22 protein-coding genes and 1 pseudogene are annotated in these 26,164 nt (G+C 68.2%); 16 read left to right on the forward strand and 7 right to left on the reverse strand.

What is annotated here, in order from left to right; genetic code table 11:
• The first annotated feature begins 129 nt into the window (after nucleotides 1–129).
• The 11 genes from AB0B61_RS46995 (at nucleotide 130) to AB0B61_RS47045 (ending at nucleotide 14,708) form a co-directional block, all read left to right on the forward strand.
• Nucleotides 130–1,677 carry an ABC transporter substrate-binding protein gene (locus AB0B61_RS46995; RefSeq protein ID WP_358447205.1) on the forward strand — a complete coding sequence of 516 codons (1,548 nt, stop codon included), beginning with the start codon at nucleotides 130–132 and terminating at the stop codon, nucleotides 1,675–1,677.
• Nucleotides 1,674–2,702, forward strand: coding sequence for an ABC transporter permease (locus AB0B61_RS47000; protein ID WP_358447206.1), 1,029 nt, complete (start codon nucleotides 1,674–1,676; stop codon nucleotides 2,700–2,702). The genes AB0B61_RS46995 and AB0B61_RS47000 overlap by 4 nt, the downstream gene beginning before the upstream one ends.
• 14 nt (nucleotides 2,703–2,716) lie before the next feature.
• Complete coding sequence (locus AB0B61_RS47005) at nucleotides 2,717–4,576, forward strand: dipeptide/oligopeptide/nickel ABC transporter permease/ATP-binding protein (protein WP_358447208.1); 1,860 nt, start codon at nucleotides 2,717–2,719, stop codon at nucleotides 4,574–4,576.
• Nucleotides 4,573–5,373, forward strand: coding sequence for an ABC transporter ATP-binding protein (locus AB0B61_RS47010; protein ID WP_358447210.1), 801 nt, complete (start codon nucleotides 4,573–4,575; stop codon nucleotides 5,371–5,373). The genes AB0B61_RS47005 and AB0B61_RS47010 overlap by 4 nt, the downstream gene beginning before the upstream one ends.
• Entirely contained in the window at nucleotides 5,370–8,684 is a 3,315-nt protein-coding gene (locus AB0B61_RS47015) for a serine hydrolase (protein WP_358447212.1), read from the forward strand. Before AB0B61_RS47010 ends, AB0B61_RS47015 begins: the two co-directional genes overlap by 4 nt.
• Nucleotides 8,681–9,475: a GNAT family N-acetyltransferase gene (locus AB0B61_RS47020; RefSeq protein ID WP_358447214.1), complete on the forward strand. Its 795-nt coding sequence runs from the start codon at nucleotides 8,681–8,683 to the stop codon at nucleotides 9,473–9,475. Before AB0B61_RS47015 ends, AB0B61_RS47020 begins: the two co-directional genes overlap by 4 nt.
• A gap of 2 nt (nucleotides 9,476–9,477) precedes the next feature.
• Nucleotides 9,478–10,467, forward strand: a complete 990-nt coding sequence (gene menC / locus AB0B61_RS47025) for an o-succinylbenzoate synthase (RefSeq protein ID WP_358447215.1) — start codon at nucleotides 9,478–9,480, stop codon at nucleotides 10,465–10,467.
• Nucleotides 10,468–10,491: 24 nt separating this feature from the next.
• Complete coding sequence (locus AB0B61_RS47030) at nucleotides 10,492–12,042, forward strand: GMC oxidoreductase (protein ID WP_358447216.1); 1,551 nt, start codon at nucleotides 10,492–10,494, stop codon at nucleotides 12,040–12,042.
• Between the two features lie 30 nt (nucleotides 12,043–12,072).
• The gene (locus AB0B61_RS47035; protein WP_358447218.1) at nucleotides 12,073–13,500 is read left to right on the forward strand and encodes an aldehyde dehydrogenase family protein; all 1,428 of its coding nucleotides are present in this window, start codon (nucleotides 12,073–12,075) and stop codon (nucleotides 13,498–13,500) included.
• 316 nt (nucleotides 13,501–13,816) lie between these two features.
• Entirely contained in the window at nucleotides 13,817–14,386 is a 570-nt protein-coding gene (locus tag AB0B61_RS47040; RefSeq protein WP_358447220.1) for a hypothetical protein, read from the forward strand.
• Nucleotides 14,387–14,432: 46 nt separating this feature from the next.
• Complete coding sequence (locus tag AB0B61_RS47045; protein WP_358447222.1) at nucleotides 14,433–14,708, forward strand: hypothetical protein; 276 nt, start codon at nucleotides 14,433–14,435, stop codon at nucleotides 14,706–14,708.
• Between the two features lie 402 nt (nucleotides 14,709–15,110).
• Here the strand turns inward: AB0B61_RS47045 and AB0B61_RS47050 are convergent, their stop codons facing one another.
• Nucleotides 15,111–15,707, reverse strand: coding sequence for a TetR/AcrR family transcriptional regulator (locus AB0B61_RS47050; RefSeq protein ID WP_358447223.1), 597 nt, complete (start codon nucleotides 15,705–15,707; stop codon nucleotides 15,111–15,113).
• Between the two features lie 92 nt (nucleotides 15,708–15,799).
• On the opposite strand from AB0B61_RS47050, the gene AB0B61_RS47055 reads away from it, so the two are divergent.
• From AB0B61_RS47055 to AB0B61_RS47065, 3 genes are all read left to right on the forward strand, one after another.
• A complete protein-coding gene (locus AB0B61_RS47055; RefSeq protein ID WP_358447225.1) occupies nucleotides 15,800–17,026 on the forward strand; it encodes an amidohydrolase family protein in 1,227 nt (408 codons plus the stop codon).
• Nucleotides 17,023–17,877 (forward strand): alpha/beta hydrolase-fold protein, encoded by an 855-nt coding sequence (locus tag AB0B61_RS47060; RefSeq protein ID WP_358447227.1) that lies wholly within the window; start codon nucleotides 17,023–17,025, stop codon nucleotides 17,875–17,877. The genes AB0B61_RS47055 and AB0B61_RS47060 overlap by 4 nt, the downstream gene beginning before the upstream one ends.
• 356 nt (nucleotides 17,878–18,233) lie before the next feature.
• Nucleotides 18,234–19,517 (forward strand): FAD-dependent oxidoreductase, encoded by a 1,284-nt coding sequence (locus tag AB0B61_RS47065; protein WP_358447229.1) that lies wholly within the window; start codon nucleotides 18,234–18,236, stop codon nucleotides 19,515–19,517.
• A gap of 8 nt (nucleotides 19,518–19,525) precedes the next feature.
• On the opposite strand, the gene AB0B61_RS47070 is transcribed toward AB0B61_RS47065, so the two are convergent.
• The 6 genes and pseudogenes from AB0B61_RS47070 to AB0B61_RS47095 form a co-directional block, all read right to left on the reverse strand.
• Nucleotides 19,526–19,657 carry a helix-turn-helix domain-containing protein gene (locus AB0B61_RS47070; RefSeq protein WP_358447231.1) on the reverse strand — a complete coding sequence of 44 codons (132 nt, stop codon included), beginning with the start codon at nucleotides 19,655–19,657 and terminating at the stop codon, nucleotides 19,526–19,528.
• Between the two features lie 643 nt (nucleotides 19,658–20,300).
• Nucleotides 20,301–21,347 (reverse strand): IS110 family transposase, encoded by a 1,047-nt coding sequence (locus AB0B61_RS47075; protein WP_358447233.1) that lies wholly within the window; start codon nucleotides 21,345–21,347, stop codon nucleotides 20,301–20,303.
• A 236-nt stretch (nucleotides 21,348–21,583) separates the two neighbouring features.
• Nucleotides 21,584–22,500, reverse strand: a pseudogene (locus AB0B61_RS47080) (IS5 family transposase).
• Between the two features lie 40 nt (nucleotides 22,501–22,540).
• On the reverse strand, nucleotides 22,541–22,858 hold the full coding sequence (locus AB0B61_RS47085; RefSeq protein WP_358447235.1) for a hypothetical protein: 318 nt from the start codon (nucleotides 22,856–22,858) through the stop codon (nucleotides 22,541–22,543).
• 5 nt (nucleotides 22,859–22,863) lie between these two features.
• Nucleotides 22,864–23,187 carry an STAS domain-containing protein gene (locus AB0B61_RS47090; protein ID WP_358447236.1) on the reverse strand — a complete coding sequence of 108 codons (324 nt, stop codon included), beginning with the start codon at nucleotides 23,185–23,187 and terminating at the stop codon, nucleotides 22,864–22,866.
• 115 nt (nucleotides 23,188–23,302) lie between these two features.
• Nucleotides 23,303–23,890, reverse strand: a complete 588-nt coding sequence (locus AB0B61_RS47095; RefSeq protein WP_358447238.1) for a DUF5994 family protein — start codon at nucleotides 23,888–23,890, stop codon at nucleotides 23,303–23,305.
• Between the two features lie 229 nt (nucleotides 23,891–24,119).
• Between AB0B61_RS47095 and AB0B61_RS47100 the strand changes: the two genes are divergently transcribed.
• Nucleotides 24,120–25,046: a tyrosine-type recombinase/integrase gene (locus AB0B61_RS47100; RefSeq protein WP_358447240.1), complete on the forward strand. Its 927-nt coding sequence runs from the start codon at nucleotides 24,120–24,122 to the stop codon at nucleotides 25,044–25,046.
• 179 nt (nucleotides 25,047–25,225) lie between these two features.
• Nucleotides 25,226–25,468, forward strand: a complete 243-nt coding sequence (locus AB0B61_RS47105) for a hypothetical protein (protein WP_358447242.1) — start codon at nucleotides 25,226–25,228, stop codon at nucleotides 25,466–25,468.
• The last annotated feature ends 696 nt before the right edge of the window (nucleotides 25,469–26,164 follow it).

Consider the following 26,164-nt stretch of genomic DNA (forward strand, 5'->3'; position numbering starts at 1 on the left):
CCGGGTTGGTCGATCGTCCAAGGTCCGCGCACGCAGATCAGGCGGACGTACGATGCGCCTCTCCGACCAGGCGGGTGAGTCTTGGTGTTCGACGTCACACCCCGACTCGGACCTTAAGGCGGGCCTGCCATGAATCGACGCGCCGCTGCTTTCGCAGCCCTCCTCATCGCTCTGCCAGCTCTTGCGGCTTGCGGCGGCTCGGGCTCGGCCTCGGACGGGGGCCAGGCGGGCTTCGCGACGGACGGCACGTTCGCGTTCGCGATCGACTCCGACCCAGGCGACCTGAATCCGCTCGTCACCAACCTCATCAACGCGCAGATCGTCGGAATGTACTCCTACGACACGCTGATCTTCCTCGACCCCGAGACGGCCAAGCCCGCGCCCTTCCTGGCGAAGAGCTGGACCGAAAGCCCGACCAAGGTCACCTACACCCTGAACGACGCCATCACCTGCGCCGACGGCACGCCGTTCACCGCGCAGACCGCCGCTGACAACCTCAACTGGATCGTCGACCCCGCCAACAAGTCGCCGCGCCTGGAATCCGTCGTGCCGGCAGATGCCAAGGCGAGCGCGAAGGGGAACGTTCTCACCGTCACCACCTCCAAGCCGCGGCCCTTCATGCTGTACGACATCGGCGCGCAGCAGCTGGTGTGCGAGCGCGGCCTGAAGGACCCCAAGAGCCTCTCCGCGGGGAGCGACGGCACCGGCCCGTTCGCCATCGATCGCGTCGTGGCCGGAGACTCGATCACGATGACCCGCCGAGAGGGCTACACGTGGGGCCCCAAGAACAGCACCTCGAACACGCCAGGGATGCCGAAGACCGTGACGACCAAGATCGTGCCGAGCCCGTCGACCAGAGCGAACCTGCTGCTGTCCGGTCAACTCAACGCGGCCATAGTGAGCGGCAAGGACGAGGAACGCCTCGCCGCTCTCAAGTCGCAGCCGACGCCGGCCATGTCCGGAATGATCGTCTACAACCACCATCAAGGTCTCCCGACCGCTGATGCCGCCGTACGGCGCGCACTGACCCAGGCGATCGACCTCGACACCCTCACGAAGATTCTGACCGGCGGCAAGGGCGAACGGGCGAAATCGCTGCTCTCCGAACACCCGAGCCGGTGCGCCTACGACACCGTCCAGGGCAACCTGCCTTCCTACGACCCGGACGCCGCCGGCCAGGCCCTGCGCGCGGTGGGCAAGCCGGTCGACATCACACTTGTCTACGACAACTCCACGGACACGGGCAGCGCCGCCGCGGAATACGTCGCGAAGCAGTGGGAGACCGCCGGCGCCGCGGTGAAACTCGACGGTGGTGACGAGAACTACATCATCAGCCGGACCTTCGCGGCCAAAGACCCGTCGGGCTGGACGGCATCGCTGGGGCTCAACCTCCAGACGGGCACACCGGCCATCTTCCCGCAGTACCTCTCCGGACCTGCCGCCCCTGCGGGGACAAACTTCGCCTCCATCGACAACAAGGACTACAACCGCAGCGTCGCCGCGGCCGCCGACCGGACCGGTGACGATGCCTGCAAGGCCTGGGCCGAGGCGGAGAAGACCCTGATGACAAGCGCTGACCTCATACCGGTGTCCGTCACGCCGTACAAGATGTACTTCAATGGCGCGACGGCGCTCTACCTGCCCGTCGGCGGCTCCGCGATCCGCGTGCTGAAGTGACCACGGAACCGACCGTCACCCTGCTGACGGGAACCGGGGCAGGACCGGATTCCGCGACCGGAACGTTCCGGGGCAGAGGTGGGCGACTGGGGGCCTTCATCGTGCGGCGGCTGGTGCGGCTCGCGTATTCGGTGGTCACCCTGGTGACCGTCGTCTTCCTGATGGTCCGGCTGATCCCAGGAGACCCGGTCCGCAATGCCCTCGGAATCAACGCGACGGCCGCGGTCGTGGAGGCACAACGCGAAAGCCTGGGACTGAACGACCCGCTGTGGACGCAGTACCTGAACTTCTGGAAGGGGCTGCTCACGTGGGATCTCGGAGACTCTTTCTCCCTTCACCTGCCGGTGACCACGATCATCGAGCAGCGCCTGCCGGCGACCCTGGAACTCGCGTTCCTGTCGCTGGCGCTGGTGCTCCTGGTGTCGATCCCGCTCGGCATCGTCGTCGCCGCGCTCACCCGAGGCGGCCGCAGACCCACCGTCGACCTGGCCTACACCTCGGCGAGCGGCCTGTTCGCCGTCATCCCCGAGTTCCTCATGGGAGTCGCTCTGGTGTACTTCTTCGCCGTTCAGAGCCACCTGCTGCCCGTGGCGGGCCGAACCGATCCGAGCTCGTACGTGCTGCCCGTCCTGGCACTGTCGATCGCGGTCGCCGCGGGCGTCTCGAGGATCGTCCGGGCCGAGGCGCTCACCGTGTTCGAGCAGGACTACATCCGGACGGCGCGGGCGAAGCGCATGTCGAGGTGGCGCCTGTACTTCCGCCACGCTCTGCCGAACCTGGTGACCTCCTCGCTCACCGTCGCCGGAATCGTGCTCGGCTCCCTCGTCGCGGGCACGGTGCTGATCGAGACCATCTTTTCGTGGCCCGGACTCGGGCTCACGATCGTGGACGCGGTGCGGAGCAAGGACTTTCCGCTCGCGCAGGGGATCGTCATCGTCTACGGCTTGATCGTCCTCGTTTCCAACCTCTTGATCGACATCGTCCTGGTCTGCCTTGACCCGCGTTCAGCGCTGAAAGACACGTGATGGCGGTGACAAGCATGTCCACTCCCGACTCCGCGCTGGCGGGGCCGGCCGCCGCGACGGCGGTGGGCGAGCCGATGCCCATGGCGGTCTCGTCTCGCCGCAGGTTCCTGACCGTCCTGCGTTCTCCCCTCGGCATCGGCGCGCTGGCCGCCCTGATGGTGGTCGCGTTCTTCGCGGTGTTCGGACCGGTGCTGTGGGGCGAGGCCGCGCGGCAGGCCGATCTGACCCAACTGTCCGCGAAGCCCAGCGCGGACCACCTCCTCGGCACCGACGCGGGTGGCCGGGACGTTCTCGCGCGGGTGCTGACCGCGACCCGGCTCTCGATCGTCACCGCCGTCCTGTCGGCCGCCCTCGGCGTGTTCGTCGGTGTGGTCATCGGCCTGCTGCCGACGATCGCGCCCCGGCGGCTGGGGCGGTTGGTCAACAGCGCCATCGGCGTGGCACTCGCCTTTCCGGCTCTCCTGCTCGCCATCGTCGTGTCGATCACCCTCGGTGTGGGCGCCACCAGTGTCACACTGGCGATCGGCCTGGCCATGGCGCCGTCCTACGCCCGGCTCACTCAGACCCTCGGTGCGTCGGTGACCGGGCGCGACTTCGTGGCCGCCGCTCGCATCCTCGGCGTCAGCCGAGCGCGGATCCTGGTACGGCACGTCCTGCCCAACGTGCGAGACCCGCTCATCGTCAACGCCAGCATCAGCGCCGGCACCGCGCTGGTCGCGGCGACGGGGCTGTCCTTCCTGGGCCTCGGCGTACAGGCGCCGGACTACGACTGGGGCCGCATGCTCAACGAGAGCATGGGAGCCATCTACGTGAACCCCGCTCCATCTCTGGGGCTAGGCGCCGCCATCGTGTTCGCCGGCGTGACGTTCGCGCTCGCCGGCGAGGTGCTCGCCCGGGCATTCGGGCTGCACCGGCCCTCCGGCCGCCGCCGGCGGCGGAAGACCACCGGCTCGACGGCGGCATCACCGGTCCCGCAGGTCGCGGCCGACCCCGTGCTCCGCGTACGCGGCCTGCGCGTGGAGGCGCCCCGGGGGGATGGATGGGCGACGCCGGTTCGTGGCATCAGCTTCGACATCGATCGAGGGGAGATCGTCGGCATCGTCGGTGAGTCGGGCTCGGGGAAGTCACTGACCTGCATGGCGGTCGCGTCACTCCTGGAAGAGCCACTTCACGTGACGGCGTCATCGGTCCAGTTCGACGGCACGGAACTGGTCGTCAGGGGCAAGGTGCCCGGCAGAGCGCGTTCCAAGTCGCTGGCCCAACAGCTAGGTACGCGACTGGCGTTCGTCTTCCAAGATCCCTCGACCTCGCTCAACCCCGCCCTTCACGTCGGTACGCAGGTCGCGGAGGTCGGTCTGCTGCACGGCGGCCTCAGCCGGCGCGAGGCACGCCGGCGTGCGGTCGACCGGCTTGCCGCGGTACGGCTCTCCGACCCGGCTCGCCGTGCTCGCCAGTATCCCCACGAGTTCTCGGGTGGCATGCGGCAACGAGCCACGATCGCGATGGGGCTCATGGGCGAACCGGCGCTGGTCATAGCCGACGAGCCGACAACGGCCCTCGACGTCACGGTGCAGCGGGAGGTCCTGGCGCTCTTGCGGAGGGTGAACCGTGAGCATGGGACGGCCGTCATGTTCGTCTCGCACGACATTTCGCTGGTCGCGTCATTCTGCACGCGGGTCCTGGTCATGTACCGGGGAGCCATCGTGGAGAGCCTGAGCACCGAGGATCTCGCGAACGGACGCGCGGCGCATCCCTACACCCGGGCGCTGGTGGCGGCGGTGCCGCACATGGACGCCGACCCGGGCACCGAGTTCGCCACGATCACCGAGGGTGCCGAGTTTCCCCTCGACGCCGTAAGGGAGGGGTCGGTGTGAGCGACCTCGCCTTCGAGAACGTGGGAGTCAGGTACGGGCACGGACCCGCCGCCCATCAGGCGGTTCGTGGGGTGAGTCTCCACGTGCCGAGCGGCCGGACGGTGGGGCTGGTGGGCGAGTCAGGTTCGGGCAAGTCGACGCTGGCTCGCGCCGTCGTCGGCCTGCACGAGGCGCATACGGGCCGTATCCTGGTCGACGGCACCGATGTCGTCGGTGCCCGGGGGAGCGCCGCGTCTGTTCGCCGCACCGTGCAGCTGATCTTCCAGGACGCCAACTCCTGCCTGAACCCAAGGATGTCCATCGGCGCCTCGATCGAGGAGGCGCTTGCCGTACGCGGAAGATCCACGCGACGCGATCGCGCTCACCGGCGCGGCGAGGTGGCCGCACTTCTCGAGATGGTCGAGCTCGACCCGGCCCGTGCCGGCGATCTGCCCATGCAGTTGTCGGGGGGTCAACGTCAACGCGTCGCGATCGCGCGGGCGCTGGCCGCCGAGCCCCGGGTGCTGCTCGCTGACGAGATCACTTCGGCGCTGGACGTCTCGGTGCAGGGGACCGTGCTGAATCTGCTGATGCGCGTCCAGCGGGACCTCGATCTGACGGTTCTCTTCATCAGCCACAACCTCGCTGTGGTCAGGCAGCTGTGCGACGACGTCGCAGTCATGAAGGACGGGGAGGTCGTCGAGGTCGGATCGGCGACCGAGGTGATCGACCACCCCGAACATCCCTACACACGTGAGCTGGTCCGTGCCGTCCCCCGGATCGGCACCCCTCTCTTCGGCAAAGGAACCACTCTATGAGCTCTCGCCTGTTCAGTCTCGATGACGTCCGTCAGGTCGTCACCGTTCCCGAGACTGCGATCACGGCGGATGGAAGAACGGTCGTCTTCACGCGGCGCCAGGCGGCAGACCACCGCACGGAGACCTCGCTGTGGGCGGTTTCCCGCGACTCTCAGCCACAGCCGCTGACCCACGGGCCGACGGATCGAGCACCTCGCATCGTCCCAACGGGGATCATGTTCCTGCGCGATGTCGACGGATTCCCGCAGTTGCATCTCCTGCCGCACATGGGTGAGCCGACGCGGTTGACCGAGCTGCCGCTGGGGGCCGGGGCCGCGGCCGTCAGCCGGGACGGTCGCCGGGTCGCGTTCTCCGCACCCGTGAACCGCGCGCCCGGCGACGCCGCTGCGCCCATCGTCATCGACACGCTCGACCAGAAGGCGGACGAGATCGGCTGGATCGGCAGTGTCCGCCGCCAGATCTTCGTGATGGACCTGGGATCCAGGCAGATCAGACAGGTCACCGACGGCGACTACGACGCGGACGGCCCGGCATGGTCGCCTGACGGCGACCGCCTCGCATTCACGGCCTCCATGGCCCACCGCGCGGACGTCGAGCTCGAACGCCGCGCCTACGCGGTCGAGGTCGACGACCCGCTCGCTCCGGTGCAGGTGCTCGGACAGGCCACAGGAGTGACCGGTCCGGTCATGTGGGCTCGCGACGGCGCGTCGCTGCTCGCCGTGGGATCACCCGCGATGGTGGCAGGTCATGCCCGGCTTCTCCGGCTGTACGGCGACGGCAGGCCCGACACCGACATCACGGCTGGGCTGGACCGCAATGTGCTGCCGGGCGCGACGGGCTACCCAGGTGGCCACCCGGCGCAAAGCCACGACGGCAGCGAGATCGTCTTCTGCCTGCGTGACCGTGGCTGGACCCATCTGTACGGGGTCGGTCCGGATGGCGGAGAGGGCAGGCCGATCGTCGCGGAGCCGCATCAGGTCGTCTCCGCGCTCTCGGTGGCCGCCGAGGCACCCCGTGCCGCGATCGTCCTGACCACTCCTGAGTCGTTCGCCGAGGTCGCGATCGTCGACCTCGGCACCGGCGAAGTCGAGGTCCTCACCTCGCTGATGGAAGAGAGCCTCCCCGGGGTCCAGCTCTGTCGACCGGAGCCACGAGAGTTCACGATCAGCGATGGCGTCGTCGTCCACGGGTGGCTGATGGCGGCACCGGACACGACCGGAACCGCTCCGCTCCTGCTCGACATCCACGGTGGGCCGCACAACGCCTGGGCCGGTGTGGCCGACGAGATCCATCTGTACCAACAGCTCCTCGCCGCACGCGGGTGGCGTGTCCTCACGCTCAACCCCCGTGGATCCGACGGGTACGGCGAGGAGTTCTACCGAGCCGTCGACGGCGGCTGGGGACGAGCTGATCTGGCGGACTTCATCGAGCCGATCGACCAGTTGATCGCCGAGGGGATCGCCGACCCCGAGCGACTCGCTGTCGCCGGCTATAGCTACGGCGGCGTCGCGACCTGTGCCCTCACCGCCCACACCGACCGGTTCGCGGCCGCGGTGGCCGGCGGCCTGATCTGCGACTTCGCCTCCATCGCCGGTCAGCGACTGCTGCCGGAAGGCTTCTTCGCCTCGGCGACCGCAGGGGCCGCGCCGACAGACGTGGTCCGGCTCATCGAGAGCTCTCCGATCGCACGCGTCGAGCAGGTGAAGACACCCACGCTGGTGCTGCACGGCGAGAACGACAACACCTGCCCGATCGGACAGGCGCAGCAGTGGTTCTCGGCACTGCGGATCCAGGGTGTGCCGACTCGCCTGGTGGTCTATCCAGGAGGCAGCCACCTCTTCATCGCCGACGGCGAGGTCGATCACCGCGTCGACTACCACGCCCGGGTCGTGGAATGGGTCGAGCTGCACACCCGCGCCGCCGCACGGCCGGCCGCGCTGTCGCCGGCCCCACGTGGGGAGCACTACTGGCGCCGCCGTCTGGACCTCCTCCGAGAACGGCACGGAGTCGTCGGGGCGCAACTCGGCATCGTGCAGCTCGATCGGAGCGGAACGGTCTTCGACCGCATCACGGTCAGCTCCGGGGTCCTGAACGTCTCGACCCGGGAACCCGTCATCGACGACGCCGTCTTTCAGATCGGGTCGATCACGAAGGTCTGGACGACGATGCTCGTCATGCAGCTCGTCGACGAGGGGCTGCTCGATCTCGACGCTCCCGTGCGCGAAATCCTGCCGGACTTCAGGCTGGCCGATGACGAGTCGCCCTCGGTGACGGTACGGGCGTTGCTCAACCACACCAGCGGCATCGACGGGGACGTCTTCACCGACACCGGGAGGGGAGACGACTGCGTCGCGCGGTACGTGGAGCACCTCGCCGCCGTCTCCCACATCCACCCGCTTGGAGAGAGGTTCTCCTACTGCAATGCCGGCTTCGTCGTCGCGGGCCGCATCGTCGAGGTGCTCCGCGACATGACGTGGGACGAGGCGCTGCTCCACTATTTGATCAAGCCGATGGGCCTGCGGCACACCATCACCCTGAGCGAGGACGCACCCAAGTTCGCCACGGCGACCGGCCACGCCGGCTTCGGCGACGAGTCGGCCCCGGTGCCCCAGTGGTCGATCACCCGATCCATGGGACCCGCGGGCCTGATCGTGGCGAGCGTCGGCGACCTGCTGACGTTCGCGGAGATGTCACTGCGCGGAGGGGTGACCCGGGAAGGCGTTCGTCTGCTGTCAGCCGGCAGCGCTCGCCTGATGACCATCGAGCATGTCGATCTGAGACAGAGCGTCGCCACCGTCCAAGGCTGGGGACTGGGCTGGTTCCTCGAGGACTGGCGGGGAACCTTCGTATACGGCCATGACGGCGGCACGATCGGCCAACGTTCATACCTGCGCTTGATCCCCGGTACGAACTACGCGGTGGCGTTGCTGACCAGCGGTGGTCAACCGGATGGTCTCTTCTACGAGCTGTTCGCGGACGTCACGTCGTCGATCGACGGCAGTCTGCCCCCGGTCCGGGTCCGGGCCGACATGACACGTCCGCCCGAACCGCTGGAGGGCGCCTGGGAGTGCGCTGGCTATCGCGCGGAGGTGGCCCCCGACGCGGACGGTCTCAGACTGACACTGTGGGAGCGGAATGGGCATCTGCGCGACGGCACGGCAGCAGAGCCGGAGTTCGTCGCGCTGCATGCCTCGAACGTCCCGGGCGGCTACGCCTACACCACCGCTGAGCTCGCGGGGGAGAAGCAGTTCCGGCCCGTCGCCGGCGGCGTCTACAACGGATCCCGCTTCCTGCGGCGGGAGTGCTCATGACGACCCAGGCGCCGAGCTCGACCTCCATGGAGTTGCGGCTGCTTCACCGCCCGGAGGAGATGTCTGCCGCCTCCGAGCTCGTGGCGCAGATCTGGAAAATCCAAAACACCCAGTCGCATGTCAGCCCGGAGCTCCTCACGGCGTTCGCGCACGCGGGCAACTACGTCGCCGGTGGTTTCCGCGGCCATGAGCTCATGGCGGTCTGCGTCGGGTTCTTCTACCCGCCCCGGGAGAATGCCCTGCACTCCCACATCGCCGGCGTGCGACCAGACGCGGCGGGCACAGGATGGGGCAGAGCCCTCAAGCACCACCAGCGCGACTGGTGCCTGGCCCGCGGTGTCACTCGCGTGACGTGGACCTATGACCCCCTGGTGGCCCGGAACGCGTACTTCAACCTCCACAAGCTCGGCTGTGAGGTCGAGGTCTACCTGCCCGACTTCTACGGACCGATGGGTGACGGGCTCAACCAGGGCCAGCACAGCGACCGGATCATGGTGGCCTGGCACATCGGGCAGGCCACGGCGCCCTCACGAGCCGAGAAGAAGCACGGCCCCGCCGTACTGAGGTCCGTGGACCGGCGACCCCAGCTCGACCTCGGCCGGGCGGAGTCGCTGCCCCGATGCGTCGTGGAGATCCCCTCGGACATCGAGGCTCTACGGCGCCACGAACCCGAGCTCGCGATCTCATGGCGGCTCGCGCTACGACGGGCGCTGGGTGGGCTGCTGGAAGAAGGCTGGGTCGTCGTCGATTTCGACCGCCGGGGTCACTACTGCCTCACGAGGAGCACCTGAGAATGCACATCGAGCGTGTCGAGCTCATCACGGTCCGGATGCCGCTGATCCACCCGTTCACCACCTCGTTCTCCACCCAGACGGAGCGCCTTCCGCTCCTGATCCGGTGGCAGGCCGCGGGTCACGCCGTGTCGGCATCGACGGTCGGCGCGGCACTTGAGCACGTGGTCGGCCACCGCATGGCCAAGGGCGCTCTGGAGATGGCGATCCTGGATGCCCAGCTGCGGCTTCGGAACATGTCGTTCGCAGCGCAGCTCGGTGTGACCCGCGTCTCGGTGCCCTCGGGGGTCAGCGTCGGCATCGAGAAATCGATTCCCGACCTGCTCGGCCGGGTGGCCGACTTCGTCGACCAGGGCTACGCGCGCATCAAACTCAAGATCCAGCCCGGGTGGGACCTCGAGCCGGTCAAGGCGGTACGCGAGCGGTTCGGCGACATCGCGCTGCAGGTCGACGCGAACACCGCCTACCGTCTCTCCGATGCCCAGCGGCTGCGCAGACTCGACCCCTTCGATCTGCTGCTGATCGAACAGCCGCTGGGCGAGGAGGACCTGCGGCAACACGCTCTGCTCGCGGGCCTGCTCACCACGCCGATCTGCCTGGACGAGTCGATCGTTGACGCGCGGTCGGCCGCCGACGCGATCGCGCTGGGGGCGGCGAGTGTCATCAACATCAAGCCTGGAAGAGTGGGGGGATACCTCGAGGCGGCACGCATCCACGACCTCGCGCTGGCGCACGGCGTCGCGGTCTGGTGCGGCGGCATGCTCGAAACCGGCATCGGCCGAGCCGCCAACGCGGCGTTGGCCGGGCTCCCGGGCTTCACGCTGCCCGGCGACATCTCGGGCTCGGATCGGTTCTACGCCCAGGACGTCACCGAGCCGATCGTCATGAAGGACGGCGCGGTGTCGATCCCCGGCGGACCCGGGTTCGGCGTCGAACCCCTTCCCGCGGCACTCGGCGAGATGACCGTTCACACGCTCGACCTCACCGCCTAGCGACGAGACCAAGGATCAGGCCAGATGGGATCAGCAGGCAGCTACGACACCATCGTCGTCGGAGCGGGCTCGTCCGGCTCGGCACTCGCGGCACGGCTCGCCGACGCGGGACAGCGGGTGCTGCTGCTCGAGGCCGGCCGGGACTACGCGGCCTCGCAGCTTCCGGAGGCATGGAGGTCGCCGAATCCGTTGAACGCGATCCTGAACTCCGACTACAACGCGTTCTTGTGGGACGGGCATCTGGCCACCAGGACCGAGGCCCAGGAGCCCTACCTGTACTGGCGAGGCAAGGGCCTCGGCGGAAGCTCGACGGTGAACGGGCAGATCGCGATCCGGCCGCCCATCGAGGACTTCGACGAGTGGGCGGCCTCCGGTTGCACCGGATGGTCGTCCGCGGAGGTCATGGCGGACTTCGTCGCCCTGGAGTCCGACGCCGGCTTCGGCGACGAGGACTACCACGGCACCGCCGGCCCGATCCCCGTCTACCGGGCCCCGGTCGACACGTGGGGCTCGGTCGACCAGGCGCTCCGCGCGGCAGCGCTCGCCTCGGGTTTCGGGTGGGCCCCGGACGTCAACGCACCCGGCGCGACCGGCGTCTCTCCCTACCCCATCAACTCGATCGACCGTCGACGGGTCTCGTGCCACGACGCCTACCTGGAGCCACGTCGCGACAATCCGGGCCTCACCATCCGCGGCGACAGCCTGGTCGACGTGGTTCTCTTCGAACGTGCTCGGGCAGTCGGCGTCCGGCTGGCCAACGGATCGGCCTTCCACGCGAACCAGGTCGCGCTCAGCGCGGGCGCCACGGCCTCGCCCTCGATCCTCATGCGCTCGGGCATCGGCCCCGCCGATGACCTCCGACGGCTGGGCATCGAGGTCCGTGCCGATCTGCCGGTGGGCCGTGGGCTCCAGGACCATCCGATGGCCCTGATCGGCATCCCGCTCACCGAAGCGGCCTCGGCCGGCCCCGCCGACCGGCACACGAACTGCTGCGTGCGCTACAGCAGCGGCACCGTGCCCGGCGGGAACGACATGATGCTGGCCGCCCTCAACCAGAACGCGCTGGCCATGGCGGCGGCCGAAGTGCGCGCCGGCGCCGGTGCCGTCGGGGTGTTCGTCAACCGGACCTACTCGCGCGGAACGCTGAAGCTTCGAAGCGCCGACCCGAGCACGCAGCCCCGGGTGGCGCTGAACATGTTGTCGGACGAGCGCGACATCGACCGCCTGGAAGCGGGCATCAGGCTCCTCGGCGACCTGGTGGCCCACTCCAGCTTCGCGGAGATCGCCGACGGCGATCTCTGGCGGGTCAATTCGTCGCTGCGCGATGCCCTGGACACACCAGGGCGACTGCGCGACTACCTGCGCGCCAGCGTGGTCGACACGCAGCACGCGACGAGCACGTGCCGGATGGGAGATCCGAACGCGCCGGAGACGGTCGTCGACCCCGGGTGCGAGGTCCTCGGTTTCGAGGGTCTCCGAGTCGTCGATGCCTCCGTCTTCCCCTTCGTCCCACGCGCCAACACCCATCTCGCCTGCGTGATGTTCGGCGAGCACATGGCCCGCAGGCTCCACTGAAGCCGGCTTCGATCCAGAAGGAACGAGCAGATGAAGCGCCTGAGCAACATCATCGACGGCACCCCGGTCGAAGCCGCGGACCCGGAACTCCGCAGCGTCGTCAACCCGGCCACCGAACAGGTCGTCGCACTGATTCCAGCCGGATCGGCCGCCGACGCCGCGGCGGCGGTGGAGTCGGCGCAGGCCGCGCACGCGGGCTGGGCGAGGCTCGACCTCGAGGACCGCCTCGGCCGGCTGAGCCGCACCGCCGACCTCCTCGAACGGCATGTGCGCGAGCTGGCGGAACTCGAGAACCGGGAGATGGGCAAGCCTGTCCCGCTCGCCGAGCAGTTCATCGCGGGCGGAATCGCCTCGTTCCGGCTCGGCATCGAGCGGGCGCGGTCCTATCCGTTCGTCGCCGACGTCACAGCTCCGGGCGAGTCCGGACGGACAGTGGTCATCCGTGAGCCGCTGGGCGTGCTGGCACTCATCGTGCCCTGGAACTTCACGGTGACCTCGATCCTGGGAGCCCTCGGCCCCCTGCTCGCCGCCGGCAACACAGTGGTGATCAAGCCCTCGGAGAAGGCGCCGCTGTCCGCGGCCCGGCTCGTCGAGCTGTGCGACCTTCCGGCAGGCGTGGTGAACCTTCTCCTGGGCGACGCGCGCGCCGGCAAGCCCTTGGCCGAGCACGAGGCGGTCAAGCTGGTGCACTTCACCGGGTCTGTCGAGGCGGGCCGCAGCGTCGCCGTCGCCGCGGCCAAGCGCTTTCAGCGAACGATCCTGGAACTGGGAGGGAACGACCCCGTCCTCGTCGACGCCGACGTCGACGTGGCCGCCACCGCCAAGGCGGTCGCGACGTCGACGTTCCTCAACAGCGGACAGATCTGCACATCGTCGGAGCGGATCTACGTGCACCGCGCGGTCGCGGACGAGTTCATCGCCGCCCTCGTGGCCGAAGCCGAAGGCTGGACGATGAGCGACGACCCCTACTCCCCGGGCCTGGGACCACTGGTCGACGACACCCAGAGGAGGATCGTGCACGACCACGTCCACGAAGCCGTCGACCGCGGGGCGACGCTGCTCTGCGGTGGCGGGCAACCAGACCGGCCCGGATACTTCTACCCCGCGACGGTGCTGACCGAGGTCACCTCGGACATGCGCATCATGAAAGAGGAGACCTTCGGGCCGGTCGCCCCCGTCACCGTGGTCGACTCCTTCGCCGAAGCCATCGACCTGGCCAACACCACAAGCTTCGGACTCGCGGCGACGGTCTATTCCTCGACCCCCGAGAACCTGCGGCGCTGCAGGGAGATCAACGCCGCTCTCGTGTGGATCAACGAGTGGCAACACGGTGGCGTCAACATGGTCTACGAGCCGTGGGGGGTCAGCGGGATGGGTGCGACCGGGGCAGCGGCGTCGTTCGACGCCGCCACCCGCCCGGTGTCGATGCTCTACTCGCCGTCCACGAACCACGGGTAGTACGGGGCCGTGCTCCAGGCAGGGGTCGCGCCGGTCGTGGCGGCCTGAGCAAGGGCCCACTCCGGAGAGCCGAATATGAGTAGGGGCTACTCATGTCCGGCGGTGGGCCGCGGGACAGGATGCGATCACGGGGCTGGGAGTGCCCGCCCGCGATCCGTTCCTTGATCTCTCCCAGAGGAAGAACATGCTCACACGTTCCGGCAAGCTCGCGGCGATGACCGCGTCGGGATGCCTGGCGATGTCGGTGCTCGGGGTTACGGGGGGCCGGCGCCGAGACCGCGTTCGCCCCTGACACCTGCGCCAGCGGGTACGTCTGGTGCGGCGCGCGGTCCAGCGACCACGTCTGCGTGGACCCGGCCGTAGGCGACCGGACGCGGTCGGGAACGCCTCCGGGGTCTGGCACGCGTGCACGACCGGGTTCGTCTGGCGGGAGGCGTACACCGGTGACTACCGGTGCGTGGTCCCCAGCTCCCGCTCCCAGGCGCGGCAGGACAACGGCAGCGCGGCCCGCAGGCTCGCCTGGGTCGTCATGATGAAGCGCAACCACGCCGGTAACGGGCCCTCGTGCGACGGTGAAACCTGCTCCACCACCAACGAGGGGCCGTACCAGACCGTGGGCGTCCGCGGCTACTACCTGACGCCGGGCACCCAGGTCGCCGTCCAGGTCAGGCGCGCCTCGGATGACCGGGTGCTGTGGCAGGGCCGGGCCACGGCGCAGCCGGGCGGTAACGGACCGGCGGGCAACTACTCGGTCGACACGGGGCGGGTCCTGTTGCGGTGGCAGCTCGTTCGCGGCGCCGCTCACCGCGTACGTGGTGGTGCGCGGCGACGGCGGCAGTGGTCGCCGCGCGTGCCGATCGCCTGGCGGTCCTGCGGACTGGTGTGATCAGCGTGCCGGGGGTTCCGGCCGGGGCCCGGTGAGGATCCTCGCGTTGAGCACCGTGGTGACCTTGAGGGCCCGGTTGATCCGCATCGAGCTGGGGCGAAAGAACGTGCGCGTCAGCGCGATCGAACCCGGCATGGTCGACACCGAACTGCCTGACCACGTCACCGACACCGACGCCAGCACCATGATGGCCGCGCTCCTACGCAACATCGACTGTCTCCAAAGCGCCGACATCGCAGAGACCGTCGCGTTCATTACCTCGCTCCCACGTCATGTCAACATCAGCGAACTGACCATCCTGCCTACAGCACAGCCTGTGTGAGCAGCCGCGGCCCGGCACCGGCAGGCGGGCCCCAGGCTAGGGCGTGCACCGGGTGGTCGCCTCGGCGGCGCACCGGTTCGAGGAATCTGGGGTCCCGGTGTAGTCCTGTAGGAATTTCCGCCGGATTTAGCGATCTTGATGAGCTGATACCCGGGCGTCTCGCGAAGGGGTGGCGGCGTTCCATAGCCGTACACGGGTTCCGTTACATCGCTGAGCTGGGAGAACACCGGTAGGTCTTTGCTGTTGCGCGAACGACCGTTGACGAGACGGCTTCACGACGGCCACCGCGTTGAAGCATGGGCCTAGCGACGGTATCTCCGCAGCTCAAGGGCATATCCGACGATTCTTCCTACCGGACTACCGGGACCTCGGCTCACGTGGTGGTGAAAGGCGGCTACCTGCTCAAGGCCCCGGACTTGTGCGCGGCACGGATCGCCCCTTACTCATGCGCAGGATCAAGGCAACCGCGTCCTCCGAGTGGACTGCTGAAGTCAGAACCTCCTGCAAGAGCAGGCCACGAATCGCGGCAATGGTGACGGTGGCCATGGTCAGCGCTTCCGTCGTGTCGAGCCCTTCGCGTTCCGCGAGAGAGGCCAGCATGTTGGTCAGGTCGTCGAGCGAGTCGATGAACTCACGAAAGTCCTCGGGGCTGTACGCGGCCAGTCCGACGACGTAGAAGAAGCCGCGGGCACGCGACAGCTGCTCTGGCCGGGTGTAAGTACGCCAGATCGCCACAACGAAATCGTCGAAGGTGCCCTGCTGGGCGGCCTCCAAAAGTGCCTCGTTGTCACGGGATCGCTGCGCCTTGAGCATGGCGGCCAAGACGCCCGAGAGTGACCCGAAGTGGTATCGCAACAGGGCGTGGCTGGTCTCGATCCGGGCGGCGATCTCACGGAGCGACATCTCCGGCGGGGGAAGGGCCTCGCCGAAGGCGTCGAGAAGCCGTGCCAGGAGTCGCTCGCGCGCGCTGCCCTTGCGTTCCGAGGTTGACAGGATCACTCCCACAGTTTATCCATTGGAAAAGAAGGATTGGCGGTTCCGTGTTGCTTCGCACATGGTCGCAGTCAGCTCGCAACGGCGGAGGATCGACTATGGGACCTGCTCATGTAGTCGGCGCGGCGGTCATCGACGGATCGGGGCGCGATCCCAGCAACCTCGACATCACCATCGAGAACGGCCGCATCACCCAACTCGGTGCCTCCAGCGCGCACGGCGAGCGTCTCGATGCCGAGGGATTGACGATGACGCCCGGCCTGATCGACGCTCACGTCCACCTGGGCCTGTCGAGCCCGATCCAGCCGCACTTCTCGTTTCAGATAAGCGCCGCCGAGATCGCGGCGGACATCTTCGCCACGGCCAGCGCGACGCTCGACGCGGGCTTCACCACCGTTCGCGACACCGGCGGGATCGACGGCGGTGTCGTCACCGCGATCGCGAAGGGCAAGGTCAGAGGGCCGCGCGTCCTGTCGTGCGGCCCTGTTCAGTGCCAGATCGGCGGGCACGGCTACTACGGAGCCGAATGGGAACCCACCGAGCTGTGGAGCAGCCACCACATCCCGGGCCTGTGCGCCCTCTCCATGATGGCGGGCAACGCGGACGAGCTGCGACACAACGTCCGCGAAGCCTTCCGCCGCGGAGCCTCCTTCCTGAAGCTCTGCGTGACCGGCGGAGTGGTGGGCGCACATGATCGACTGACCGACACCCAGTTCACCGTGGAAGAGATCGCTGTTGCTGTTCAAGAAGCTGCGGCACGGGGCACCTATGTGACGGTTCATGCCCACAACAACGAGGGCATACGAAATGCGGTCGAGGCCGGGGTGCGCTGTGTCGAGCACGGCACTAGCCTCGACGAATCCACAGCGACCATGATGGCCGCTCGCGGGGTTGCCCTCGTGCCCACGTTCGCTGTCGTCGAGCAACTGCTGCACGACACCGCCGGAGCAGGTCTCGCCGAGTCGACCCGCGACCGAGCCAAGGGCGCACGCGAGCAGATGACGAAGGCGCTCGCTGTCGCCAAGCACGCAGGAGTACGGATCGGGCTGGGTTCCGATCTCATCGGTCCGGCCCAGGACCGTCGCGGCAAAGAACTCAGCCTGCGCGCAGCCCTCGAGACGCCGATGGAAGCGCTCGTGGCGGCGACCCAGACCAACGCCGAGATCCTCCGCCTGTCCGGCCAGGTGGGTGTCATCACTCCCGGCGCGCAGGCAGACCTCGTTCTTTGGAACGGCAACCCGCTCGAAGACCCAGAACTGTTCTCCGACCCCACCAACGCCGTCCTCGTAATCCAGGCCGGCCAAATCGTAAAGGACCTCAGATGAGCACCATGTGGCAGGGCTGCCTCGCCCACACCGACTACTTTGAGGTGCGCTCCAGCGGTGGGCACGACTACGGCGTCTGGGTCACCACGCCACCGCGCTACGACCCTGCCGCGGCGCAAGCGCCTGTCGTGTACGTGCTCGACGGCAACTGGGCCGTGGGCATGACCGCCCCACTCATCGTCACGCAACTGGACCCCATGCAGTCGATTCAGCCCTACGTCCAAGTCAGCGTGGGTTACGCAGGCGAGGAAGCAGAGCACTGGGAGCGGTTGCGCAACCGCGACCTCGTGCCCCCCAGCGAACCCATCGCGAAGGAGTACATCGATGCGATGGAGATGGGGGTCGAAGCGGGCACGATGACTCGCGAGCAAGCCGACGCCTACCTCGCTGAATTGAGCGACAGCCGCGGGGATATGTTCCTGCACTTCCTTACCGACGATCTACACCCGCGGATCGAACGCGACTACGGCACTGCCCCGAGCGGTCACGGCCTCTTCGGCTATTCCTACGGCGGACTCTTCAGTCTCTACGCCTGGCTCACCAATAGCACCTTCTTCGAGAGCATCGGCGCGGGCAGCCCCGGCATTGTCAATGCAGACAGTCAGGTCTTCGCTCGTCTTCAAGCAATGGGTGACGCCCTGCCTGCTACCAAGCTTCACGTGACCTTCAACGACCGAGAGATCCTCGGAGACGTGGCGGTCTACCAGAATCTCGCGAAGAACGCGGCCACGTTCCTTCACCGTCTCACCTCACGCAGCGGATCCGTCACCAGCGCACTCATGCACGAAACGCACGTGACTGGGCTGCAGGCCTCGTTCCTCAGCTACCTCAGGACCTGCCGTGCCCTGTAAGCGCGAACGCCGCGGTTTGTGCAACCGCCGCGCTGGGTGGCCGTACTCCTCGTCAGTGCCATCTTGAGTCCCTGTGCCACCAGGTTTCCCTCACCCAACAGTCAGCCGAATCCTGCGCTGACCTGGGCGGAACATCCCTTCAGGGTGATGACGGCGATGATGGCCGCGGGCCTCTGCGAACTGGCTGTTCGGCGGCGAGGACGGTATCGGTGGGAAGGGATGCAGCTCGCTGCGATGACGCCAAAGGAGTTGTTTCCGGCGGGCTGAATCCGCGACGGCAGTCGAGTGCACCGACCGCTGCTGGTCACAAGAGTGGAGCGCGCTCACCGGGTGTGCTTCAGGAGAGAGGGCGACGTATGAGTACCGATGTGGTCGTGATCGGGGCGGGGGTGATCGGTTCGTCGATCGCCCTTGAGCTTGCGCGGGCGGGGCACCGGGTGATCGTGCTCGACCGGGCCCCAGGGGCTGGACAGGGGTCGACCTCAGCATCGAGTGCGATTGTTCGGTTCAACTTCTCCACCACCGCCGGGGTTGCGACGGCGTGGGAGGCGCATTTCGGCTGGCTCGACTGGGCCGGCCACCTCGGGCACGATGTCGGCGACCTCGCGATGTTCCACAAGAGTGGGCTGGTCATGCTGGACGTCGAGGCGGCTCCGCGTACGTCGTGGCTTCCGTTGTTCGATGAGATCGGTGTGCCCTACGAGGAATGGGACAGCGCGACATTGGCCGAGCGCGTTCCAGGTATCGACGCTGGCCGCTATTGGCCGCCGAAGCGGCTCGACGACGAGAAATTCTGGGAGGACGCGAAACACTCGCTCGGTGGCGTGTACACCCCGGATGCCGGTTACATCTCGGACCCGAGCCTCGCCGCCGTGAACCTCGCCTCCGCAGCCTCGGCGTGCGGGGCGGAGTTCCGCTTCCGCGGCACGGTGACAGCGGTGGAGAAGGCCGGCGGGCGCGTGACGTCGGTGCGACTGGCGGACGGCACCCTGATCCCCTGTGCCGTCGTGGTCAACGCGGCCGGTCCATGGTCGGGCGCGTTGAATCGGTTGGCCGGCGTGGGTTCCGACTTTACGGTCGGTGTGCGCCCGATGAGGCAGGAAGTCGCGCACGTGCCGGTCCCGGAAGGCTACGAGGGACCTGCGGTGGCGGACATGGATCTAGGCACCTATTTCCGCGGTGACGTAGGAGGGGACCTGCTCGTGGGCGGAACGGAACCGGAGTGTGATCCGATGCAGTGGACCGACGACCCGGACGCCATCGACATCCACCCGACGGCTGCGGCCTTCGAGGCTCAGGTAACGCGGGCCGCGCGGCGGTTGCCCGACCTGGCGGTGCCCAACCGGGCGCGCGGCGTGGTGGGCGTTTACGACGTCGCCGACGATTGGACTCCGATCTACGACCGCACCGAGCTCGATGGCTTCTACGTCGCGATTGGAACGAGCGGCAACCAGTTCAAGAACGCGCCGGTTGTGGGGCAGTTGATGACGGAACTGATCAACCAGGTGGAGAACGGCGTCGACCACGACGCGTCGCCCGTCCGGTTCTGGGCCCCGCGCACCGGGCTGGAGATCGACCTGGGCGCGTTCTCTCGTAAGCGCAGCCGAAACACCGCAAACTCGGGCACGGTGATGGGCTGAGCCGGAGTTCAGGCGAGGCGCTGCATCCGGGCGACCTTGATGCCCGGATGCAACGCCAGCCGTTGTTCTCCGTCGGCGAGGTCCACGCTGGTGACCTGTTCGATCCGCCGGAGCCGTGGGTAGATACTCGCCCGGTGCACGGAGAGAGGGCGTCCGCGACGGCGCGGACATCGCCGGCGCGGTCGAGGAACAGCTCCGCGGTGGCGAAGACGATGGGATCGGTGTTCAGGAGCCGGCCCACCATCAAGTCGAGCTGGCCCGGAAGCCAAGACGGACGGGGAGGCCGGCGAGTAGCCGGTAGACCTGAGTTCCCGAACTCGACAACCGGCCGGAACATCGGCATGGTGTCAGCGACCCGGGCCGCCTGTACCGCGCCCCGGTAGGACAACGTCACCTCGGCGAGTGTGGGTACCGCAGGTCCCACTCTCACGACGACGTGGTGTCCGTTACCTGTGTTGTCGAGCAGCCGTGCGCCACGCCATGCAGCGCGGTCGGCAACTCGGGGCAGCGGCGCCGGGCCGGTTCGGTGGTGACCAGAACTCCGCGGGTCGGCCCCACCGCGACCACCGCCTGAAGGTTCCTACAAAGCAGGCTGAGCCCGGCGCGTGCGGGCCTGGCGCACATGTGACCGCATTGCCGGCGGCCTGGACCACCGCGGTGCCGCCCGCCGCGGCCAGAGCCACTAAGAGCTGTTTCTTAGATCAGGTGCGGAGCCAGATGATCAGGGCGGCCAGGGTGACGGTGCCGAGGAAGTTGTAGGCGCGTTTGATGCCCCTATGGATGTCAAGCGGCTGAAGCGGCGGCTTTGGTGCGTTGTGGGTTGCGGATCATCCGGTAGATGTCGCGGGCGATGTAGCGTTTGAGGCAGCGGATCGCTTCGCGGCGGGTTTTGCCGTCGGTGATGCGTCGTTCGACGTAGTCGCGGGTTCGGGGGTCCCAGCGCAGACGCGCCAGGACGATGGTGTGCAGGGCAGAGTTGGCTTGCCGGTCGCCGCCTCGGTTGAGGCGGTGGCGCTGGGTCTTTCCGGAGGAGGCCTCGACTGGGCTGACACCGCAGAGTGCGGCGAAGGACGCCTCTGTGCCGAGCCGCTCGGGGTTGTCTCCGGCGGTGATGAGCAGGGCTGAGGCGGTGTCTGGGCCGACGCCGTAGGTGTCGAGCAGGCCGGGCGCGTGGGCGGCGATCGCGGTGGTGATCTGTGTCGCGAGGTCGGTGATCTCCGGGGTGAGCTGATTGATCCGTTGCGCCAGCAGGCGCAGGGTGTAGGCGGCGGCCGAGGCGATAGTGGTGGGTGTTTCGGCCTGAAGTGCTGCGCATCGGCGGATCAGTTTGGGGTTGCTCAGGCCGGCCAGGCAGTCGCGCAGCTCGGGTTCGCTAGCGACTAGAACAGCCTTGAGCTGGTTGATCGCCTGGGACCGTGACTTGATCGCCGATGTCTTGGCCACTCTGAACAACCGGAGCATCTCCACCGGTCCGTCGCCGGCCTTGGCCACCGCCGTGGCACTCCCGGACAGCACCGCCCGAGCTGCCGCCTGGGCATCCAGCGCATCGGTCTTGCCGCGGCGGCGACGCGCGGCTTTGTCGGGCTGATTGACCTCCACGACCTCGATTCCCGAAGCGCTCAGGTGGCGGGCCAGTGCCGCACCATAGGAGCCCGTGCATTCCACTCCGGCGCGATGCACGTGCCCGAACGAGCGCACCCATTCCAGCAGATCCCGATAGCCGGCCACGGTCGTGGGGAATGTCTTGCTCCCCAGCAGCCCGCCCAGGGCGGTGATCACGGCGGCGACGTGGAAGTCTTTATGGGTATCGACCCCGACGATCACCTCCATCTGCTCGTCGGTGGGACGCTCTGCGCGGGCGGGAGGAATGTGGGGCACTGCAGCTCCTGATTGACACGGCAACGGTGTGGCCGTCGCCGAGCCGAAGGAGCGGTCAGGACTGTGATGGTGCTGGCGGGCAAGGCCCCTATCGGGACACATTCCACCGGTCCGGCGACAGCACGCCCCGCCCCGGAACCGTGGTCGACAGATCAAACGAAGGACACTCTGGTCAGTCGTAGCGCGGGTCAGACCACGGCCCGAGGCGGCACCCTTAGATCCTCACAGTCGTAGCGCGTGGCCACGGCCCGGAAGTTCTTCAGCCGGTTGATTGCCCGTTCGACGACGTTCCTGCTCTTGTAGTGGTCGGCGTCGAAGCCGGTGGGTCGCCCGCCGGCCGAGCCGCGCCGACGGCGGTTGGCGCGTTGGTCGCGTGGTTCGGGGATGGTGTGGCGGATCTTGCGGCGGCGCAGGTAGACGCGGTTGGCGCGTGAGGAATAGGCCTTGTCCGCGGTCAGGCTGGCGGGCCGGGTGCGCGGGCGTCCCGGTCCGAGTCGGGGAATGCGGATGTGGCTCAGCACCCGCCGGAACTGCGGGCTGTCGCCGTACTGGCCCGGCGTCAGCACCAGCGACAGCACCCGGCAGCGGCCGTCCGCGGACAGGTGGATCTTGGTGGTGAAGCCGCCCCGGGAGCGGCCTAGGCACTCCCCGGTCTGACCACCTCCGCCAGCCGGGCGGCCAGCGCGGCCAGCACGGGATCGCCCCGGTTTGTCCCCGCGACGTCCCCCTTTTGCCGCCCCGGCGCGGCGGGTGCCGCAGGCGGGGTGCGGGGCGCGCCGGCGGCGTGCTGGTGTGCCCGCACCGTGGTGGAGTCCACGGCAATGTCCCAGTCCACCCGCCCCTCGGCGTCCTGCTCGGCCTGGATCGCGGTCAGCAGCATCTGCCAGGTGCCATCAGCCGACCAGCGGCGATGCCGCTTGTAGACCGTGATCCATGGACCGAACCGTTCGGGCAGGTCACGCCAGGGCAGCCCGGTCCGGGCCCGATACAACACGCCATCGATCGTTTTCCGGTGGTCGTTCCATCGCCCGCCTTGCCGGCCACCCTCGGGCAACAGCGGCTTGAGCCGCTCCCACTCGGCGTTCGTTAAGTCACCACGCCCCATGCACTCATCGTGGCACCATCACCACAATTAGTCAGCAGATCTAAGAAACAGCCCTTAGGGCGATGCGCAGCCAGGGGCGGGCGGTGAAGGAGCGGTGGGTCAGTAGCCGGTGGAAGCCGACCGTCACTCCCAGCCCGGTCACCACGTAGAAGGCGACGGCCAGCAGCAGGTCGGTGAGGGTGACCCCGCTTCCCCACGCCAGCCAGATGCCGGCGCCCAGCGCGATGAACGGCGCGATGACGATCGCGGCGGTCAGAGTCACCGGGACGATGCCGGCCCGCGCGGGCGCAGCGGACCGGGGGAACGGCGCATTGCCGTCATAGCCCGCCGCGGCGGTGATGCGGGTGACAGTCGGCATGCCGGTCACGCCATGATCGGGAAGCGGTGGTCCAGGCCGGTGATGCGTAGCAGCCGGGCCATGCGCGGTGGCACGCCGGTCAGGGCCAGCGTGACGCCTCGCGCCTTCGCACGGCCCTGCACGCCGATGATCACGCCCAGCCCGCCGGCGCCGCAGAAGGTGACCCTGGACAGGTCCAAGATGAGCAGGTCGGTGCTGTAATCGAGGGCGTTGATCAGCCGCTGGCGCAGCCGAGCTGTGGTGAAGATGTCGATGTCCCCCGACAGATGCACGAGGGTCGGCGCCGCGGCGCTCGTCCCGGCGAGCGGGGCGGTGTCGATGACGGTCATGGAAGTCCCCTCACTGGAGAAGCTGACATGAGATGCCTGCCGGCCGAAGATCGGCCCGCCGCCAGTACGGGCGGTGCCCGGACCGCTCGATCCGGCCGGCAGGCGGCACGCGGGGTCATTCCGGAGTTGCCGGCCGTCCAGCGAAGGACTGCGTCCCCTGCCCGGTGACCGACCCGCCCTCGTCCTCCCAGCGAGCCGAGCCGTCAGCCGACGCACACAGAGCGGGCTCGGCCGGCAAGTGCGCGAGGGTGAGGATGGCGTCGATACTCAAGCCGGCGGTGTCCTGGGCGGTGAGCTTCAGCGTGGCCTCGGCGGCGCCGGCGGCGGCGCCTGAAGGGATGATCAGCAGGACGACCGGCTCGCCGGTGGCGAAGCTGAGAGTGATCATGCGCGGGTCGGTGTGGCGGAACCAGCCGATGCGGACCTGACGCCCGCGTGCCGGGATGCGACGCGGGATGTTCTGCCACGCATCGCGATGGACGCCGATGCGGAGCGTGACTCGGTCAAGCAGCCGGTCGACGGCGCCGATGAGAGCGGGCAACTCGGCGGCCGCGTCACGGGAGTAGGGCCACCAGGCCCCGTCCACCACCACTCGCCAATTCGGCACCGGGCGGAGACTGAGCCGTTGCGCGGAATCGACCCGAGGGATCGCGGACGAGGCGGAGCTGAGCGGTGCGGGTTGAGAAAGAAGTGTCGGCATCATGGTCGCCGCGCCTGTCCGGGCCCCTTCGAAGGGCCGGTGGTGGTTCGCCGGGGCGACGCAGACCTGAATGCCGACGCTCGAAAAGTCCTCGGTATCTCCACTCTACCTCACCACTTCCGGAATTGCCTAATTCCGGAAGTAGACTATGCGGGTGACTTCCGGAAACACCACCTCAGAGATCACGCAACCGGTTGGAGCGGCTTCCGGAAACACAAGCCGGTCGCAGGCCGTGCCGCTCTCCGCCCCCCATGCCGCCGTCCTGGCCGACTACATCGACGCGCTCGCGCACGCCCCGCTGGCCGGCTCCACCAAGACCAAGTACGTCTCCCGGCTGCGCGGCTACCTGGCCTGGCTGGCCGATCAAGCCGACGCCGACGCTCTGGACGGCGACCCGCTCACCGACCCCATCGCCGCCACCGGCGCGGTACGCGGCTTCCGCCGGCATCTGAAGAACGGCCGCCGCGCCCCCAACACCATCGACAGCTACCTGTCGGCCATCGACGACTTCTACGCCCGCCGCGGCCTCGGCAAGCCCCCAGTTCAGCGGGAACGCGACTCGCGCCGCACCGCTCCGCGCGCCCTGGAGGCCCGGCGCACCCGCCGCTACATCCGCCACGTCCAGCTCACCGCATCCCCGCGCGACAAGGCCATCGCCCTGCTGCCCTACTACGCCGGCCTGCGCATCTCCGAAGTCGTCGGCCTCGAGTTGGCCGACGTCCGCCTATCAGCCCGCAAGGGCGAACTACGCATCCGCGGCAAAGGCCGCGACGGCGGCAAGATCCGCCTCCTGCCCGTCCACGCGGACCTGCGCCAGGCCCTGACCGACTGGCTGGAAGCCCGCGCCGATTGGAAGGCGGCCGGCACCCACACCGCGGTGTTCCTCAACCACCGCGGCGGCCGCCTGAGCGACCGCGCCGCCCGCGACATCATCACCCGCTTCGGCGACGCCGTCGGCCTCAATGACGACCCCACCGAGCCCTTCAGCCCGTACGTCCTGCGCCACACCTTCGCCACCCAGCTCATCCGCGACGGCAAGGACCCCATCCTGGTCGCCGAACTCCTCGGTCACGGCTCGTTGGACACCACCCGCCGTTACGCCCTGCCCACCGAAGCCGACAAGGCCGCCGCTCTGGACGCCCTCATCACCGACCATTGACCACAAATCCGTTCGGGACGGATGACACGATTGTTACTGCCTGTATCCAGCTTGGAGGGCATCGCGTGCGCCCGCGCGGAGGCGGACGTGCAAGGGCAGGTGCCTACAGCGTTCGAGGCTGGGCAGATACCCTTTGCGGATTCTCTCCGAAGGAGCCGGCCGTGCCTGAAAAAGTCGCAATGATCCTTCGATTCCACCTGATGGGCGGCGAAGACGTCTCCGTGATGAGCGGAGACTTCGACGGGGAGGAAGAGGCGGTGGCGGCGATCGCTCGTGCTCTGGACGAGCGGCGCAGCCTGGTGTTGATGCGGGCAAGATATGACCGTGAGACCGACGTGAACGGCGTGGTCATCAACCTCGCCAACGTGGTGTCGGTGCGGGTGTCGAAGACAGACAGAGCCGAAGCGGGCCAGTACCTGTAGCGGCGGGCTGCCCCGGCACACCCTGACATCGGCCAGCCGGACGGGTGTCCTCGGCCCTCGACGAAGGCGAACATACGGCCGATCAAAGGAACCATGATCTGAGCAGGACGATGGCGGCTCGTGAGCATCTTGGTCCGGGCGTGTCGGGGCCCGGCGTTGTGACGCAGGCGGGGATGGCTGTAACCCGGCCGGGCAGGCTCACTTTTCGACCCCCAACCTCCTGTGCGTTGGAACGGAATCCGGCGTTTATCACGTTCGGGTGGGCGAGCAAGACCGTACCCTGCTGACCAGCGGGAACCGCGTTGACGCCGGATTCCGTTCCAAATCTCTCTGAGTGCCGACACCTACGGCCACGCCGGTGAGCCATTCAGCACTTTGGGGCTGGGGTCAGCTTCGGGAGGAGGACGCCGGGACGCGTGAAACAGAGGCGAGACCCGGGGCTCATGAACGCCACGCTAACAGCCAGGATCGGCCGATCACGGCATTCGCCGGGCTCGCCGCCGCACGATGAACCCGGGGTGAGAAGCGAAGCCATGCCGGGGTGCCATGATCGAATGACGCCGAGAAGGCAGAACACGGCTTCCGATGGGTGCCCCTCGCACAAGGCCGTTGCGTTCTCGGCTGGTGAGACTGCTGCACCCCTGGGTCGAGTGGCCGAGTAAGGGCGCCCCGGTGCGGAGACGACAAACGCGACCC

It is taken from the genome of Nonomuraea sp. NPDC049158, assembly GCF_040648335.1.
Classification (GTDB): domain Bacteria; phylum Actinomycetota; class Actinomycetes; order Streptosporangiales; family Streptosporangiaceae; genus Nonomuraea.